This window comes from Tissierellales bacterium (assembly GCA_025210965.1).
Taxonomy (GTDB): domain Bacteria; phylum Bacillota; class Clostridia; order Tissierellales; family JAOAQY01; genus JAOAQY01.
Map to the genome: position 1 here is coordinate 1 of JAOAQY010000059.1, position 18,997 is coordinate 18,997.

Annotated in this window: 16 protein-coding genes; 13 read left to right on the top strand and 3 right to left on the bottom strand. The window is 34.3% G+C overall.

Going from position 1 to position 18,997, the window contains the following annotated elements; genetic code table 11:
* From N4A40_04140 to N4A40_04170, 7 genes are all read left to right on the top strand, one after another.
* A partial coding sequence (locus tag N4A40_04140; protein MCT4661029.1) for a DUF4184 family protein occupies nt 1-661 on the top strand: 661 nt, incomplete at its 5' end.
* Between the two features lie 272 nt (nt 662-933).
* The gene (locus tag N4A40_04145; protein ID MCT4661030.1) at nt 934-1,878 is read left to right on the top strand and encodes an ABC transporter permease; all 945 of its coding nucleotides are present in this window, start codon (nt 934-936) and stop codon (nt 1,876-1,878) included.
* Between the two features lie 24 nt (nt 1,879-1,902).
* On the top strand, nt 1,903-2,745 hold the full coding sequence (locus N4A40_04150) for an ABC transporter permease (protein MCT4661031.1): 843 nt from the start codon (nt 1,903-1,905) through the stop codon (nt 2,743-2,745).
* A 10-nt stretch (nt 2,746-2,755) separates the two neighbouring features.
* Entirely contained in the window at nt 2,756-3,742 is a 987-nt protein-coding gene (locus N4A40_04155; protein MCT4661032.1) for an ABC transporter ATP-binding protein, read from the top strand.
* Nucleotides 3,739-4,713 (top strand): ABC transporter ATP-binding protein, encoded by a 975-nt coding sequence (locus tag N4A40_04160; protein MCT4661033.1) that lies wholly within the window; start codon nt 3,739-3,741, stop codon nt 4,711-4,713. Before N4A40_04155 ends, N4A40_04160 begins: the two co-directional genes overlap by 4 nt.
* 30 nt (nt 4,714-4,743) lie before the next feature.
* Nucleotides 4,744-6,396, top strand: coding sequence for an ABC transporter substrate-binding protein (locus N4A40_04165; protein MCT4661034.1), 1,653 nt, complete (start codon nt 4,744-4,746; stop codon nt 6,394-6,396).
* Nucleotides 6,397-6,414: 18 nt separating this feature from the next.
* Nucleotides 6,415-7,257, top strand: coding sequence for a YitT family protein (locus N4A40_04170; protein ID MCT4661035.1), 843 nt, complete (start codon nt 6,415-6,417; stop codon nt 7,255-7,257).
* Between the two features lie 72 nt (nt 7,258-7,329).
* On the opposite strand, the gene N4A40_04175 is transcribed toward N4A40_04170, so the two are convergent.
* The 3 genes from N4A40_04175 to N4A40_04185 are packed head-to-tail and all read right to left on the bottom strand — an operon-like array spanning nt 7,330 to nt 10,061.
* On the bottom strand, nt 7,330-8,070 hold the full coding sequence (locus N4A40_04175) for an ABC transporter ATP-binding protein (protein MCT4661036.1): 741 nt from the start codon (nt 8,068-8,070) through the stop codon (nt 7,330-7,332).
* Between the two features lie 25 nt (nt 8,071-8,095).
* Nucleotides 8,096-9,064, bottom strand: coding sequence for an iron ABC transporter permease (locus N4A40_04180; GenBank protein ID MCT4661037.1), 969 nt, complete (start codon nt 9,062-9,064; stop codon nt 8,096-8,098).
* Nucleotides 9,051-10,061 carry an ABC transporter substrate-binding protein gene (locus tag N4A40_04185; GenBank protein MCT4661038.1) on the bottom strand — a complete coding sequence of 337 codons (1,011 nt, stop codon included), beginning with the start codon at nt 10,059-10,061 and terminating at the stop codon, nt 9,051-9,053. Before N4A40_04185 ends, N4A40_04180 begins: the two co-directional genes overlap by 14 nt.
* 184 nt (nt 10,062-10,245) lie before the next feature.
* On the opposite strand from N4A40_04185, the gene N4A40_04190 reads away from it, so the two are divergent.
* The 6 genes from N4A40_04190 to N4A40_04215 all read left to right on the top strand — a co-directional run bounded on the left by N4A40_04190 (nt 10,246) and on the right by N4A40_04215 (nt 18,787).
* Nucleotides 10,246-12,948 (top strand): molybdopterin-dependent oxidoreductase, encoded by a 2,703-nt coding sequence (locus N4A40_04190; GenBank protein MCT4661039.1) that lies wholly within the window; start codon nt 10,246-10,248, stop codon nt 12,946-12,948.
* 183 nt (nt 12,949-13,131) lie between these two features.
* Nucleotides 13,132-14,763: a ClC family H(+)/Cl(-) exchange transporter gene (locus N4A40_04195; GenBank protein MCT4661040.1), complete on the top strand. Its 1,632-nt coding sequence runs from the start codon at nt 13,132-13,134 to the stop codon at nt 14,761-14,763.
* A gap of 258 nt (nt 14,764-15,021) precedes the next feature.
* Nucleotides 15,022-15,990, top strand: a complete 969-nt coding sequence (locus N4A40_04200) for an ABC transporter permease (GenBank protein MCT4661041.1) — start codon at nt 15,022-15,024, stop codon at nt 15,988-15,990.
* The gene (locus tag N4A40_04205; GenBank protein MCT4661042.1) at nt 15,987-16,904 is read left to right on the top strand and encodes an ABC transporter permease; all 918 of its coding nucleotides are present in this window, start codon (nt 15,987-15,989) and stop codon (nt 16,902-16,904) included. The genes N4A40_04200 and N4A40_04205 overlap by 4 nt, the downstream gene beginning before the upstream one ends.
* 19 nt (nt 16,905-16,923) lie before the next feature.
* Nucleotides 16,924-18,501 (top strand): ABC transporter substrate-binding protein, encoded by a 1,578-nt coding sequence (locus tag N4A40_04210; GenBank protein MCT4661043.1) that lies wholly within the window; start codon nt 16,924-16,926, stop codon nt 18,499-18,501.
* A 130-nt stretch (nt 18,502-18,631) separates the two neighbouring features.
* On the top strand, nt 18,632-18,787 hold the full coding sequence (locus tag N4A40_04215; GenBank protein MCT4661044.1) for a hypothetical protein: 156 nt from the start codon (nt 18,632-18,634) through the stop codon (nt 18,785-18,787).
* The last annotated feature ends 210 nt before the right edge of the window (nt 18,788-18,997 follow it).

Consider the following 18,997-nt stretch of genomic DNA (forward strand, 5'->3'; position numbering starts at 1 on the left):
ACTTGGAGCGATGTCTCCAGATTTTGAATATTTCTTGAGGCTCAAACCATTTGGGACTGTAGGGCATACTTGGTGGGGAGTATTTGTGATGAATGTTCCTATTGCTATATTGCTCGCATATATATTTCACTATATGGTAAAACTACCATTAGTTTCGAATTTTCCTGTATCTATCCAAAGATATTTTGTAGAAATTGCTAGATTCAAATGGAAGATAAAAGGATTCAAAGCATGGAGTGTATTTATACTTTCCATCATAATTGGTGCGTGGAGTCATATATTTTGGGATAGCTGGACTCATGAAACGGGATACTTCGTTCAGATGTTTGAAATATTTAAAAATGAAGTGTACATTGCTAGCTTTAGATGGCCTGTATATAAATTTTTGCAGCATGGAAGTACTTTGATTGGATTTTTCATTATAGCGATGTATGTATTTAGAAACAGAGCTAAAGGCGATTTTGAATTGTTGAATAGAGAATTAAAGTGTAAAGTTATTTATTGGCTTATATTTTTAGCTGCTACTGTATCTTTTGTATGTATTAGTTATATCACAGGGAATATTAGAGGAATTGGAGCTGTGGTTGTAGTGCTAATAGATGGAGCTGTCATTGGATGTATTATAGCTAGCGGGGTTGATAGAATTAAGAATATAATGTAGAAGATAAAGGGATGTTTGTTATATTAGTGCCTTAGTCTGAAATTTCAATTGAGTTTTATTGAAATTTTGGATTATGGCATTTTTTAGTGGTCAATAAGTTAAAATCGCACTTGATAATAAAAAGGATTTCAAACAGTATTAATAAAATTTATACTTGATAAATTACCATAAAAAAACATTATTAGAATTCAGTGTAAATGTGATATATACTTTGAAAGGTGAATAAAGTATTCATAAAAGTTTTGATTTGAGGAAGTGTGGAGGGGTTTTTAGTGCTTAGGTATTTAGTAAAGAGGATTTGTATGATTATTCCAGTTTTGGTTGTGGTACTTCTAGTTTCTTTTGCCATAACCCACATCATGCCTGGAGATCCAGTGAGAATGATGCTTGGAGATTTTGCCAATGAAACACAGATAGCAGAGATGAATAAAACGCTCGGTTTTGATAAGCCTATTGCGGTTCAGTTCAAGACATGGATTGACAATGTTATTAGAGGAGACTTAGGAGAGTCTATTTTTTTGCACGAAAAGGTTACAAAAGTTATTGTATCTAGGTTAGAGCCAACGATAATACTTGCTATTTTAGGAGAAATAATAGGTATATTGATTGGAGTACCGCTTGGGATATTAGCAGCGATAAAACATAGAACATGGGTAGACCAAAGTGCTATAGGAGTGTCGTTATTTGGAGTTTCAGTTCCAAGTTTTTGGCTATCACTTATGCTAATGCTACTATTTGGAGTGAAGCTTAATTGGCTACCTGTATATGGATACCAGTCATTTTCAGAAGTAGGCATAGGATGTATCAAGTACTTGATATTACCTGCTGTGACGATAGGTGTCATGCAAAGTGGACTTATAGCAAGAATGACTAGAAGCTCTATGCTTGAGATACTAAAGCAGGACTATATAAGGACGGCAAGGTTAAAGGGAGTGCCTAATAGATTAGTTCTTTTCAAGCATTGTCTAAAAAATGCTATGCCACCAGTTATGACTATAATTGGATTTAGTATAGCTGTTTTACTTGGGGGAACTTGGGTTGTAGAGACAGTTTTTAACATACCAGGAACAGGTGCACTTGCTATGAGCGCTATACTAAAAAGGGACTACCCGGTTATACAGGGATGCATGATGTTTACTGCTTTTATATATCTTGGAGTAAATTTGATAATAGATATAAGCTATGCATTTTTAAACCCTAGAGTAAGAGTAGAGTAAAACTATATAGAGGAGTATTTGGATATGAAATTGAAATCGAATGCAAGGAGAAACAAAATTCATCCTTATATCATAACAGGTGGAATATTATTTGGAGCAGTGCTTTTAGTAGCGATATTTGCTTCGCATTTAGCACCATATGACCCACTTATGATGGAAGGAAAGGACAGATTGCTAAAGCCTTCTATGGATCATTTTATGGGAACGGATAACTTTGGACGAGATATCATGAGTAGGGTGTTCTATGGAGCTAGAGTATCTATAGAAATTGGGTTTATAGTGACTATACTAAGTACGTTTATAGGTGGTTTTGTAGGATTAGTAGCTGGAAGTATTAAATGGCTGGATAATATTTTGATGAGAATACTAGATGGTCTTTTGGCATTTCCAGGAATTATAATAGCGATAATACTATCAGCTATATCCGGAGCTGGAAAGGGAAATATAATACTTGCACTGTCATTTGCTTATTTTCCAACAATGGCGAGAGTACTTAGAGCGAGCGTATTGGTAGTGAAAGAGCAGGATTATGTTGAGTCGGCAATCGCAATAGGAGCGAAGAAGCCATATATTTTGATTAAGTATATATTAGCAAACTCACTTGCACCTATGCTCGTTCAGATGACATTTATATTTGCACTTGCGATACTAGATGAAGCAGCACTTAGCTTTTTGGGAGTGGGAATAGAACCACCAGCACCTAGTTTGGGCGGAATGATAACAGAAGCTAGGACGTTTATGAGTGTAGCGCCTTGGCAAATATTTTTTCCTGGTATTGCTATAGTGATATCTGTACTTGGGCTAAATCTCATAGGAGATGGACTTAGAGATGTATTAGACCCTAGATTGAAACAGAGCAGAGGATAGGGAGGACGATATGGAAAAATTACTTAAAGTCAGGGATTTAAAGACTAGTTTTTATATAGACTCTAAACTAGTACCTGTCATAGAAAATATAAATTTTGATTTGTATAAAGGCGAGATAGTAGCACTAGTTGGAGAGTCTGGTAGTGGAAAGAGTGTTACATCTCTTAGTGTTTTAAATGCAATAAGTGCAGAAGCGGGACTTATAGAAAGCGGCATGGTAGAGTTTGAAGGAAGGGATGTGCTTAAACTAAAAAGAAAAGAGTTACAGAAGATATGGGGAAATGATATTTCGATGATATTTCAAGAGCCTATGACAGCTCTAAATCCTGTATATACTATTGGAAAGCAAGTAGCAGAGATGTTTAGAATTCACGAGAGATGTTCTAAAAAAGAAGCTAGAAAAAAGGCGCTAGAGCTTTTGCAATCAGTTGGAATTCCATCTGCTGATAAGAGATTTGACCAATATCCACATCAAATGTCTGGAGGTATAAGACAAAGAGTGATGATAGCTATGGCGATAGCTTGTAGACCTAAGCTCATAATAGCAGACGAACCTACAACTGCATTAGATGTGAGTATGCAGTCACAAATACTAGCGCTTATGAAATCCATAAATAAAGATTATGATACTACAATATTACTTATAACACATGATTTAGGTGTAGTAGCAGCTATTGCAGATAGAGTTATGGTTATGTATGCAGGACAATTAGTAGAACATAACGATGTAGATACTTTATTTAATAATCCCAAACATCCATATACTAAAGGGCTTATAAGTTCTGTTTCATCATTAGATTTAGGAGAAGAGAGCTTAGCAGTGATAGAGGGGATGGTACCTCGCGCAAGTGAGTTTAAAAGTGGATGCCATTTTTATGAAAGATGTCCAGTTGCTATGAAACATTGTGAATATGAGAAGCCGGAAACAGAAAAGTTTGGAAACGGAGAGTACAAATGCTTTTGTAAGGAGCATGTGAGAGGTGAGAAACTGGCGTGAAGAATGAAGAAACCATACTTAAAGTTAGAAATTTAGAGAAGTCATTTGTTTTAGATAATGGATATTTTGGAATAGGTAAAAAATATATGAAGGTGATAGATGATTTGTCATTTGAACTAAAAAAAGGAGAAGTGCTTGGACTGGTAGGAGAATCTGGGTGTGGGAAATCAACTACTGCAAGGCTAGTGCTAAGACTTTTAGAAGCAGATGGTGGAGCGGTTTATTTCAAGGGCGAAGATATACTGAAACTTAAATCAGGGGAACTGAGAAAATTGCGATCAAAGCTACAGATAGTATTTCAAGATCCATTTTCATCACTGAATCCTAGAATGAAAGTATTTGATCTCATAGCAGAACCACTGAGACATCACCAAAGTTTAAATAGAGATGAAATAAAAGATAGAGTACTAGAAGTTATAGAAACTGTAGGACTTCAAGAACATGCATTGTACAAATATCCACATGAATTTAGTGGGGGGCAAAGGCAGAGAATAGCAATAGCTAGGGCCCTTATATTGAAACCAGATATTATAGTTTGTGATGAAGCTGTTTCGGCGCTTGATGTATCAATACAGAACCAAATACTTAATCTATTTAAATCTATAAAAAAAAGTATGGGTATAACGTATCTTTTTATATCACATGATTTGTCTGTAGTGAATTATATAAGCGATAGGGTTTGTGTGATGTATTTAGGTGAAATAGCCGAGATGGGAACTTCAGATGATATATTCAAATCGAGTAAACATCCATATACAGAGCTTTTGATGAAATCTATACTAAAACCGAATCCTAGCTTAAATCAAGATTTAGGCGAGATAGAGGGCGAGGTACCGAGTTATGAGAGCAATATTGCTGGATGCAAATTTTATGGAAGATGTAAATATTCAAAAGCTATTTGCAGAGATTCAAAACCAAAGTTAGATATGTATAAAGATGAGCACTATGTGGCTTGTCATATGTATAAATAGAGTTAATTAGTTTAAGGGGGAGTATGGTAAATGAGAAGTAAGAGTTTGAAATTTATGGCAGGACTAGGTATATCACTAATGGTTATGATGAGCCTAGTAGGATGCGGAGGATCTGCTAGTGAAGTAAAAGATTCAGAGGGAAGCGAGAAAACAAAAGTATCTGCTCAGGCAGAAAAAAGCCCAGAAGAAACAAAATTTGGGGGAACTATAAATGTAGCACAAAAGATGACGCCACCACATCTTGATAGTGACAAATCGACCGACTGGGCAATTTCATCTATTATGAATCACGTGTATGAAGGGTTGTTTGAATTTGATGCAGAATTTAAACCGCAACCACATTTAGCAAAAGAATATACTTTAAGTGAAGATTCTAAAGTATACACAGTAAAGCTTAGAGAAGGTGTGAAGTTTCATGACGGAAGTGAAATGACAGCAGATGATGTTAAGGCTTCTTTCGAAAGATGGCTAAAAAATAACGATGCAGGAAATATGATAAAACCTTATTTTGACAAATTAGAGGTAGTATCACCTTATGAAGTGAAGTTTGTATTCAACGAACCTTATGCACCATTTATAAGTGTTATAGCATCTCATGTTTCGAATCAAAAACTTGTTATAAGACCAAAAGAACTTATAGAAAAATACGGAGACAATATATTAGAAGAACACATTGGTACTGGTCCTTATAAATTTGTAGGTTGGATTCCAGACCAATATGTAAACTTGGAAAGATTTGATGAATATATGCCAAGCGAACTTCCGGCATCAGGATTAGCAGGAAAAAGAGTTGCATATGCAGATAATATTTCTATCAAATTTATAGCAGAGCAATCTACTAGGGTTGCTGGAACACAAACCGGTGAGTTTATGTTTGCAGAAGAAGCGCCTCAAGATCAATATGAACTTTTGACTAGTGACGGAAATGTAGAGCCGGTGATAGTTAAACCTGATGGTATGGAAATGATCATAATAAACAATGGAACGGCTCCATTTGACAATAAAGACATGAGAAGAGCACTTGCTTATGCTATAGATATGGAAGAATTCGGAAGAACTATGATTGGTAATGAAGCTTTTTGGACAGTTGACGGAAGTATATTCCCTAAGGGAACTATATGGTATGAAGAAAACTCTGGAAAGGGCGTTTACAATAACTACGATACTGACAAGGCAAAGGAGTTGTTAGCTAAATCTAATTACGATGGAACCCCTATAGTCATACTTTCAGGTCAAGACGATAAAATAGAAGCGCAAGGTGCGATTGCACTTAAATCTCAGCTAGAAAAAGCAGGATTTAATGTAAAGGTAGAACTTTTTGATAGACCAACAGTAGTAGATAAGAGATCTAAAAAAGACGGTTGGAATTTACATTTGTCTTATTTCTATATGGCTTGCCCAGATCCACAGGTTCAGTCTGCATGGACAGGTACAAATGCATGGATTTCAAATTGGGACGATGAAGATTCAAAGCAAATGGATGAGATATTTGCAAGAATGATGAAAGAAACAGATTTTGATAAGAGATTTGATATAGTTAAAGAATTCTATGCCAAAACTTGGGAGAGTCTACCTTATATCAAAAGTGTGGAATACAGTCGTATGCATTTATTGAATTCTAAACTTAAGGGTTATGCAAATGGAGCTCAGCCTTATTTCTGGAATACTTGGATTGAAAAATAATAATTAGAGGTGACAGCAGTGAATAAGATTATAAAGGAGTTATCTATCTTATTTTTAGCTGCATTTTGCTTGGCGCTAGGAGTAGTATTATTCCTAGCGCCAAATAATATTGCGGCAGGAGGGACAACTGGTATTGCGATAATAATAAAATCATATGCTCCAAATGCAAATATAGGGCTATTGATGATGATTATGGATGTATGTTTATATATAGTAGGATTTTGGCTTATAGGTCCTGTTTTTAGTTTTAGGACTATGTTTTGTAGTTTTTCGACATCTATTATAACAGCTATATTAGTAAAATATTTTCCAGTAATAGAGCCTATGAGTAGCGATGTCCTAATCCAATTGATAATGGGAATAGTACTTTGTAGCTTGGGAATGGGAATAGCGTTTAGTCAAGATGCATCGACAGGAGGCCTAGACATAGTAGTAAAGATATTAAATAAATATTTTCATACAAGTATGCCTCTTGGAGTACTTATAGTAGACACCTTAATAATAGCGGGAGCGATAACTACATTTGGTGCAGAGAAAGGTCTTTATGCTATGTTTGGCGTAGTATTGCTATGTATTTGTATCAGAAATATAATGGCAGAGATTAGTATGCATAGAAGAGTTATAGTGCTAGGTGAAAATTTTGGTCCTATAAGCGAGTATATAACGAGAACTCTAGGCGGAAGTGCTACTATATATGATGCAAAAGATGGACTTACAAATGACAAAAAAAGCATACTAATAACTAGCCTTAGTAGAAGTGAGATTAATAAACTGAAAAATTATGCACATTCATTAGGAGAGAATATGACATTTATACTTCATCCAGTAGAACAAGTTCCCATAGGAGCTACAGTTCAATAATTTTACGGTTTAGCTATTGCAGGAGTGTAATTTAAAGGCATAAAATCCCTATGTTTTTAGACTAGTGATGGTTCAAAAAGTTCCCGTAGTGAGTGCTATTGAATTATTATCTGAAAAGCTAGTGTATATTTTAGAGAGATTATTTTTTGTCAATATACTATTGCTAGGGCCATTTATTAATACGTGGCCCTTTTTTAGAAGAATAGATTCATCGCTGTATTTTAGTGCTATAGAAGGGTCATGTGTTGAAAATATTATACATTTATTTTCTGAATAAGACATATGCGATAGTAATGAAAATATGGAGTGCTGATGGTCTATATCAAGAGAACTACTAGGCTCATCTAGTACTATGAAATCTGTATCTTGATTTAGAGCTCTAGCTATAGAAACTAATTGCATTTGACCACCGCTTAGAGTATTTAAGGGCTTTAATTTGATATTAGATAGATTTGTATATTCTATTACTTCGTAAGTCTTTTTGACATCTATTTTTCTAGGTGTTTGAAAATAGTTTATATAAGGATTTCGACCAAGTAGTATAAAGTCAAATACAGATAAATCAGAGTTTAGACTATTGATTTGGGGGACATATGCAATTTGCTTAGAGAGATTGCATATAGAATCGTAGTTTGAGTTGTCTATAGATATAGAACCTTCACATGGCTTTATAAAGTTGAGAAGAAGTTTAAATAGTGTAGTTTTGCCAGAGCCATTTTTACCGAGCAAAGAGTAGATTGTTCCTGATTTGAATTCTAAATTAATTGTATTCAGAGAGAAGCTATCGTCATAACTAAAGCTTATTGAATTCATTTTTAAAATTGATTGAGATTTCATACTATGTATCCTTTCGAATGAATTTTTTTGAAAATATTAGATAAGCGAGTATAGGTGTGCTAAATATAGAGCTTAGTATACCAATTGGAATTTCAAAACTGAATAGACTACGAGCTAATGTGTCTAGAATTATTAAACAGAGCATACCAGAGAGTGCAGTCAATAGTATTCGATATCTAGAGTTTGGAAATAGAAACAAAGAGATATGTGGTATAACCAGAGATATCCATCCTATTATACCAATCAAGCTTATTACATACGCTACCAGAAATGATACCCAGCAGAGAAGTATCCAGCGAAATAGTTGAACATCTAAGCCCATTGATATAGCTAATTCATCATCTATCGTCAATATAGATATTTTGAAATAGAGTTTGTGAATCAAAAACGTACTTGAAATCAAAAGTATAAATGAAATTATAGAGTTCGTATAAGTTGATCTGTAGAGACCACCCATTGCCCAAAATACTATTGAAGGAAGTTCTTCATATGGGTCAGCTATATATTTTAGAAAATTATAAGAAGCTGAAAAAAACGCTGATACTATGATTCCAGAGAGTATAAGATAGAGTAGACTCTTGTCTTTAGAAAATTTATTTAGACTATAGGTTAGTATCACAGCTATCATTGCAAAGACAAATGAAAGTATTTGTACTTTTCCAAAGAATGAGAATGGAAGAATAATAGCTAAGGCAGAACCAAAACAAGCTCCAGATGATACACCTAGTATATCAGGGGAGGCTATAGGATTTTTAAATATCATTTGAAATAATAACCCACATAGAGCGAGTATGCCCCCAGTAGACAGTGCTAAAAGAACTCTAGGAAATCTTATAGATAGTATCAAATCTATATTTGAAAAACCTATATCGTATCGTCCTATTCCTAGCGAAATGAAAAAACAGATAATTACTATGAAGAGCATTTTAAAAACATTAGATGATATATTAAGTACATCATTTGATTTCATCTAGTGAACCTCCAAATTTTTGGAAGCTTTTGCCGTAGAACTCATTGTAGAATCCATTTGTTAATTCAATCATATCGATATCTGAAAATAAATCAGGATAGATTTTTTTGCTCATCCAAATGATACCTAGTATACTTTGAGGTTCAGGAGTGTCCCAAGAACTTATACTAGATGGAATTTTATATATAGCTTGGTTTTGATAAGCAATAATTTTTGATTTTGCAAAATCATTAGAATCGAAATTAACATCAGGTTTCATATAGGGAACAGAGAATACTATTTCAGGATTTTGTTTTATGAGCTCTTCTATAGATATTTCATTCCAGCTACCATTTAAGTGTGATGATACATCTCTACCACCTGCAAGTTCTATCATTTCATGTTGATAGAGATCTTGTGAGATGGTAGATAGATAACCATAGGGACCTGCTATATACACTCTTTTTTTATCAAAGGAACCTGAAATTCTAGATTGTATTTTATCTAGATATTTATTAAAAAATGTTACTAAGGTTTTTGCTCTTTCGATTCGATTAATCGATTTGCCGATTTCTAATATAGATGATTTTAAACTTTCTACGCTTTCAGGATTTATGCAGAGATAGTTTATGTCAAATTCTTTTAATTTTTGTATGAGAATTTCTGATTCATCCATTGGAGGAAGAATTATCAAATCAGGCTCTAATGCAATTATCGATTCTATATTATAACCAGATTTGCGTCCTCCGACATTAGTAAGATTATAATCAGATTTATCGTAAAGAGATTGTATTACTTTATTTGATTTTGGTCTGCCATGAATACCAACTAGATAGTCTTCTGCTCCAAGAGCCAACACTATAGATGTAGCGGGTTTATATGCGGAGATTAAGCGAAATGTTGTATCATCTGATTTTTTAATATTGGTAGATGGCAGAACATAGTAAAAAAGCATTAATGCTGCGCCGAGTAGTGCTATTAATTTAATTGAAATTGAATTTTTGCTCTTATTAAACACTAAAAAACACTCCTAACTGATATTTATATTACATATATTTGGTAAAATTTCTGAACGCAAAATATTATATATACTACTACCACTTATTTCAAGCTGAAAACAATAATTTGGCTTGTTTATAAGTATTTTTGATAATAGAAAAGTTGAAATAGAAAAAAATGATGAACATGAAGGAGATTTTAACATGAAGAGGGAAGTAAAGACATTGTGTGATGTATGCGGAAATAAATGCGGAGTTATAGTGACAATAGAAGATGATAGAGCTACTAGCATTAGAGGTGACGAAGAAGATAAGGTCTCGAGAGGGAGGCTTTGTATAAAAGGACAAAAGAGTCTAGAGGTATTATATAACAAAAGAAGAATAAATACTCCGCTAAAGAGAGCTGGTAAAAGAGGTGAAGGAAAATGGGAGGAAATATCGTGGAAAGATGCTATAGATGAAATTGGAGATAGATTTATTGATTTAAAGAGCAAATACGGCGCGGAGAGTATTTTTAGTGCATATGGGTATTCTAGAGATTTCGTCCATACTCAATTGATAGAGCTTTCAACTAGCTTTGGTATTCCAAACATAGTTAGTCCAGATTATATTTGCTATTCACCTCTTATGTGGGGTTATATATATACTTTGGGATATTTTCCGAAACCAGATATAAATGAGAATACCAAGTGTACTATATTGTGGGGAGTAAACAAATTCAATACTAGATTTTTTGAAGTTTATGATTTGATAGAAGCTCAAAAAAATGGAATGAAAACAATAGTTGTAGATCCAAGAAAAACACAGCATGCTCTAAAAGCAGATTTGTGGCTACCAATAAGACCTGGAACGGATATATATTTGATATACGGTATGATTCATTTGATAATAGAGAATAAATTATATGATACTAAATGGGTTGAAAAATATGTAGTAGGATTCGATGAAATAGCTGAATTAGTATATGGTTACACTCCAAAGGTTGTTTCAAAACTTACTGGAATTTGCGAAAAGGATATAATAAAGACTGTAGAATTGTACATGGCTTCAAGGCCAAATGCCATATGGGCTGGAAATGCTTTTGATATGAATGTAGATAGTTTTCAGAAAGCAAGGGCATTAGGTATATTAGTAGCATTATCAGGTTCACTAGATGTTAGCGGTGGTATGGTAGATTATGAATCGAAATCATTGACAAAGGGGCGTTGGCCATATGGTAAAGAGGTACTTAGTTGTTTTACACCAGAGCTAAAAGCAAAGAGAGTTGGAGCTGAATATATTAAAATTCCCGAGCACTACAATGCATCGCCACAAGGTGTTATGAATGCGATATTAGAAGGAGAACCATACAATATAAGAGCTGGATTTATACAAGCATCTAATGTTGTAACTAGTTGGCCAGATACAAAAAGAACCATAAAGGCGCTTGAGCATTTAGAGTTTTTAGTGGTGAGCGATATATTTCATACGCCAACTACAAATTTGGCGGACATAGTGCTTCCTGCTAGTTCTCATTTTGAATATGAAGCGGTAAAACAGGCACTAGACGGTTCGCTGAAGTTACAGAGAATAATAGATACTCCATACAATAGTTTGCCTGATTTTGAGATATTAAATAGAATTGGACGAAAGCTAAAGTTAGGAGGAAATTTCGAAAATGACAGTGATGAATACTGGAGTGAATGCATATCTCCAAGTGGTAAAACTATAGAAGATATAAGAAAAAGTGGAGGTTGTTACCCTTATATAGAAATTGACCAGAAATATGAAAAGTATAAATTAAATGGATTTAAAACAGAGACTGGAAAGGTGGAGTTTTATAGTAAAAAACTTGAAAAATTGGGATCTAAGCCGATTCCAGTAGTTGCTGAAGAAGTGATAGAAGAGTTGGATGGATACTACAATTCGTACATCACAACATATAAAAGCAAATTATTTAACAATTCAGAGGGAAAACCTATAAAAGGACTAAGGGATATACAAAAGTATCCAATTGCAGAAATATCAAGAACGAAGGCCCTAAAATTGGGAGTAAAAAATGGAGATTGGATATGGATAGAGACAAAAGTAGGTAAAATAAAGCATGTTGTAAAAGCAGTTGATGGTATAAGCGAAGATGTGGTTATAGCAGAAACTGGATGGTGGGATCCAATGGATGAAGATGAGAAACTTTTTAAGGTACTAGATTATAGTTACAACAATTTAGTTTCTAGTAAAAAGAACATAAATAGTGAGATGAGTTCTGTCAGCATAAGAGGGCTTGCATGTAGAATAGAGAAGGCAGATATTGATACCAAAGAATGTGAAAAATCATATGCTAGTGTATTAGATATGACGGGGCTGATATTAGCCGGTGGTAAAGGAAGAAGAATGGGTTATCTCAATAAGGCTATGTTGCCAATCGAAGGAAAGACATTTGTGGAAAAGACATGTGAAAAATTAGATTTTCTGAAAGAGATTTTAGTAGTTGGTCAGAAAAAGAATGGATTAAGCAACCATAGAATGAAGTGGATTGAAGATAGTATATTGGGCAAAGGACCACTTGGAGGTTTATACACTGCATTTGAAAGAAGCAGTGAGGATTTTATATATTGTATACCATGTGATATGCCAAAACTTTCTAGCGATAGTCTATCATCATTTGTAGAGAATGAATTTACTGAGGATGCCATAGTTGCAACAATACATGGAGAGATTCAGCCACTAATAGGAATATATAAGCGATCATTAGCACCAAAACTCAAATGTTTTTTAGATCAAAAGACAGATGATTTCAGAAATTACAGTCCAAAAAAATGGTTTGATACATTGAATATACGATATAAGCCATTAGAGATAAAAACTAAAGAAGAAGTAGTAAATATAAATACGCTAGACGATTATAAAAATTTTATAGAGAATAGGTAAAAAAATAGTAAATATTGTAGTGATAGAGAGTAGGGAAGATATGGAACTAAAAAATGAGCTATTTAATTCAACGTTTTGAAATATCTTATTTTTCATTATGGTATTGAATGCTAAGTATATATTATGTACAATCAAGGTAGACGCGATTTGTATACAATACTATTTGAAAAAGAGGTGATTTCTGTGGCTGAATTAGGAGAAAAATCTTCAGTAATAGAGAATCAGGAAAATCGTGATAATACCTACTCTACACTAAAGCATTGGCAAAATTTTAAAGTGCGATTGATAGTAGAGGGAATTGGTGTAGGAGTGGCGACGGGTCTTGTCGTGGTTTTATACCGATTTTTACTAGACTTAGTAGGAAGTAGAGTTGGAGATTTTATTAACTATCAAAGAGAGCACCCTATGTGGATTATAGCAGGCGCAGTACTGCTTTTCATAGTGGCGAAATCTGTAAAATGGCTCATGGAAATGGAACCGCTTATAAAGGGATCGGGCATTCCGCAGGTAGAAGGGTATTTGCTAAGACAGATAGATCTTCCGTGGTATCGAGTTCTTGTGGCGAAGTTTGTGGGAGGTCTTATGTCTATTGGAGCTGGTCTTTCACTTGGTAGAGAAGGTCCATCTATACAGCTTGGAGCAGCTATAGGTAAGGGGGCTTCTAAGATATTCAAGTGTAAAAAAATTGAGACAAAATTTTTGATTACAGGTGGAGCTAGTGCTGGTCTTGCAGCTGCATTTAATGCACCACTTGCAGGTGTTATGTTTGCACTAGAAGAACTTCACAAAAATTTCTCGCCAGTAGTACTACTAACTGCACTAGTATCAGCAGTATGTGGAGATTTTGTTTCAAAACAATTTTTTGGAACTCACCCAGTTTTTGATTTTAGTGGGCTCGAACAATTACCGTTAAAGTACTATATGTATGTATTGTTTTTAGGGGCAATCGTAGGAGTTTTTGGAGCTATATACAATAAGACTCTTATTAAGACGCAAAAGTGGTATGGAAAGATGAACACTAAGTTTTCAAGATATAAGTTTTATATTCCATTTGCACTTGCAGGAATATTGGCATTTGTATTGCCAGAAGTATTAAGAGGAGGACATCATCTAGTTGAGGGGATGGTTAAGTGGCAATTTGGAATAAAGATGCTAATCGTGCTATTGGTTGCAAAGTTTATATTTAGTATGCTTAGTTATGGATCGGGAGCTCCGGGAGGTATATTTTTGCCATTGTTAGTAATAGGAGCTATAACAGGGACATTATTTGGGCAAGTGCTAGTTACATATGGGCTTTTGCCAGAGCAATATGTTCAAAATATGGTGATATTAGCCATGGCAGCATATTTTACAGCTATAGTTAGAGCGCCAATAACAGGCTGTCTTCTCATAAGTGAGATGACTGGTTCATTTCAACATTTTTTGGCAATAGCCATGGCATGTGTTGTAGCTTATTTAATTGCAGATGCATTTAAGACAGAACCTATATACGAATCATTATTAGATCAATTACTGAAAAATAGAGGACTGACATTTAAGGCAAGTTCTAGGATCAAATCACTTATTGAAACTACAGTGCGTTTGGGATCTAGCTTAGATGGAAGCCGAGTAAAGGATGTGAAGTGGCCTTGTGATGCGCTTATAGTTGGAATACAGCGAGGGCACAAAGAGATTATTCCAAATGGTAAGACGGAGATACTTGCAGGAGATTGTCTTATAGTACTGACTAATGAAGATGCGGCAACTTGTGTGCAAATAGGGCTTTCTAAATTAGCTGAGGATTGCCAGAAAGTAGCATCTAAAGAATGGCAGTGAAATTGAATAAAGATTTTGAAACATTTTTGCAAAAAGAGTAAAAAAATGTTAAAATAGAGACAATGATTGAGCGAATCAAGAAGATTCGAGAGAGCATGAGCTCTTAGATTTATAGTACAGATTAAATTTTTATCACAAAAATAATATAAAGATGAGTATAAACCATGAAGGTGAATGGATAGGAGCGATAATTGCTGCTATCTCCTTTGTGGTTTTTTTATGTTTTTGTGAGTTTCCTAGAAAGGTGGCATTGAAATCATGAAGATTTTTGTCAGAATGTTTCGCCATATGATATTTTCTCTATTGGTATTGTCCTTTGTAGTGTTTTGCTTTTCGAGACTGGCGCCAGGAGATCCTCTTAGGGCATATTATGGAGATGGACTTCAAAAAATGAATACAGAGCAGATGCTAGATGCGAGACATAGATTAGGTCTTGATAAACCTATTTATTTACAATACGGATATTGGCTAAAATCAGCGATACATGGTGATTTTGGAATATCACTAAAATACAAAGAACCCGCAGTTGATGTTATAAATGATTTTCTGCCCAATACATTTCTTTTGGGTGGACTTGGATTTGTATTAATTGTTATAGGATCATTGACGATAGGAGTCTATTGTATATTTTATGAGGGCAGATGGGTGGATAGATTTATCTGTTATATAGGTACGATTACATCTAGTATACCTCCATTTTGGCTTGCACTTATGTTTTTGTTTCTATTTAGTGTGAAGTGGAAATTGTTGCCATCAAGCGGGGCTTATGATTTGGGCAAATCAAATGATTTGGCTAATAGACTAGAGCATATTATATTACCACTTTTGACATTAGCGGTGAGTCATATCTGGTACTATGCATATATGGTCAGAAATAAGCTATCAACTGAAGTTAGAGAAGAGTATGTCAGACTTTCTAAATCAAAGGGAATGAGCAAGAAAAAGACTTTATTTGTTCACTGCCTGAAAAATATAATGCCAACATTTTTGAGTTTGATGGCATTATCGTTACCTCATTTATTAGGAGGAACATATGTTATCGAGACGGTATTTAATTACCCAGGGCTTGGACTGTTAAGCTTCGAGAGTGCAAAATACCATGATTACAATATGCTGATGGTACTTACACTTATGACTGGATTTGTAGTTATAGCTGCAAACGATTTAGCTATAGCGCTTCAAGGAATAATAGACCCTAGGATGAAAAATGGGGGTGATTTCAAATGATGGATAGTGAATACAAAATTAGGCAGAAAGAAGATTTTGTAATTATGAAAAAGGGGCAGTCATCATTTGAGAGTTCCAAAAAATTTATGCCTCATTCTAAAAAACGTAGGTGTCCTTATTTCACTGTGGGATTGCTTATAGTTATAATTTTAGCGTGCATGTTTTGTGAGATATGGATGCCATATAATCCAACAGAAATGAATTTAAAAGAGGTTTATAGTTCGCCTAGCGTGAGGCACTTATTTGGAACAGATTCTATGGGAAGGGATTTACTCTGTATGATAGGTTATGGAGGGAGAATTTCTCTCTTTATAGGTATAGTTGCAACTATTATATCTAGTAGCATAGGCATTGTGTATGGAACTATAAATGCATTTGCATCGAATAGAGTTGATAGAATTATGAGAAGATTTATAGAGATAATCTTGAGTATGCCATCTATACTTATGATAGTGTTTTTGCAGGGCATGCTGGGGACGAAAACGCCACTTTCGATTGCAATAGTTATAGGTGTAAGTAGATGGATGCCTATAGCACAAATTGTAAGAAGTGAAGTGAAGAAGTTAAAGCAAATGGAATATGTATTAGCTGCTAGAGTTATGGGAAGTTCGTTTCTTAGAGTTTTATTAAAGCATTTGATTCCTAATTTTATGCCAGCTATCATGTTTATGATTATAAGCGAAATTGGATTATCGATAGGACTCGAATCAACTCTTAGTTTTTTGGGGCTGGGATTGCCACTTGAAACATTGTCTTGGGGAAGTTTACTCGCACTTTCTCAGAAATCTGTACTTCAAAATCATTGGTGGATGATTGTAATACCAGGAATATTTCTAGTTCTAACGCTTTGTGCTATGACTAGGCTAGGTCATGTGATGCAAAAGGGAAATAGTCAGAGATGTTCACATCTATAAACTTAGAGGAGGAGACAAAATGAATAAATTAAAAAAATTAATGGGGATATTGTTCATGACAGCAATACTTGTATCGGGCTGTCAATCAGAGACACAATCACCTTCGGTAGAGAATAATACGAAGCAGGAGGTATCTACTGAAAATACGCTTATATACGGTAGTAAGGATTATACGAGTATAAATCCAGCGCTCTACGAACATGGAGAGATAAATGCTCTCATATTTAGTGGTTTACTCCAACACGATAAAAACAATGATTTAGTGCCGGATTTGGCTAAGTCATGGAGCTATGATTCCGATGCTATGACATATAGTTTTGAACTTAGAGATGATGTGAAGTGGCATGATGGGATAGCATTTACAGCAGATGATGTGAAATTTACATTGGAAGCTATATTGAATCCAGAAAATGGATCAGAAATAGTTTCAAATTATGAGGATATAAGTGATATAAGAGTAAATAGTGATACGTCTATAGACATAGTACTCAGCACACCAAATGTTGCTATGGCTGATTATTTGACTATAGGGGTACTTCCAAAGCATATTCTTGAAAATGAGGATTTAGCTACAGCAGAGTTTAATCAAAAACCAATAGGTACAGGTCCTTTTGAATTAACTGCATGGGATAGAGGACAAGCTATAGTTCTTTCAAAAAATGAAGATTTTTATGAGGGAGCACCGAAATTAGATCAGGTTATGTTCAAAATAGTTCCAGATGATAATATCAGAGCTATGCAGCTTGAAGCTGGAGAACTTGATTTTGCACAGGTTACACCAAAATCAGCGAAGGCAATGGAAGTTAATGAGAATCTGGTATTTTATGATATGAAGACAGCTGATTATAGGGGTATAATGTATAATTTTAATGCGCCGTTGTTTAAAAATCATCCAGGAATTACAAATGCACTTAGCTATGCTATAGATAGAAACGCCATATTAGAAACAGTGCTTTTAGGAAAAGGTGAAGTAGCTTATTCACCACTTCAAAAGGGTGAATTTAATAATCCAGATATAGAGAAATTTGAATACAATCCTCAAAGAGCGATGGACCTTTTAGAAGCGGATGAATGGATAAAGAATGATGATGGAATTTATGAAAAAGATGGTGATAAGCTTGAATTTGAAATAAATTGCATGGAAGGCGATCAAGTTAGGGCTGATATGGCTATGATAGCTGCAGAAAATTTAAAAGCTATAGGAGTGAATGCTAAAGTTTCGGTAAAATCAGATATAGACTGGGACAATCAGGATGCATTTTTGATAGGTTGGGGTAGTCCATTTGATCCAGATGATCATACGTATAAGGTTTTTGGTACAGCTAAGGGAGCTAATTACCAATATTACTCTAATGAGAGTGCTGATATCTATCTAAAAAAAGCTAGAGAAACAGAAGATATAGATGAGAGGAAAGGGTACTATGCAGAGTTTCAGCATGCTATGACAGAGAAAATGCCATATACATTTATGGTTTATATTGATGCTATCTACGGATCAAATAATAGTATAAAGGGTATTTCTGAAACTACACTTTTGGGACATCATGGTGTAGGTGTGTTTTGGAATATTGAAGAGTGGGAAAAAATTGATAAGTAAATATTGGAATCATAATCAAAAAAGAGTACAAAATTGAAATTTCAGTTTTGTACTCTTTTTTGATTTAAATAAAATATAATTGAAAAATTAAATATCGCTAGTTTTAATTTCTTTAGGTGATTTCAGGTTGATGAATATACAAAAACAAAAAGCAATGATTTCAAATACTCTAATAGCAGAAAAAGCCATGCTTATATTTGTAAATTCAAGAACTGCAATAGCTAGCAATATCACAAAGATAAGCGGTCTTCTAAGAGGTCTAAATGCTCTGATTGTAAATTGGTAAAGACATGTAATGACCAAAAACAATCTGAGTATTGGAATCGTTTCAAACAGATTTGTAAATAGTTGTATAAGTACGAGTATGACTAGAGAATATACTATTACATTGTCGAGATGTTTGTTCATTTGATAAGACATCCTTTCTTTATAATTGCTATTATAAAAATTAACAATTTATATTATAACACATAAAATAATCTCTTGAAAGTTAAGA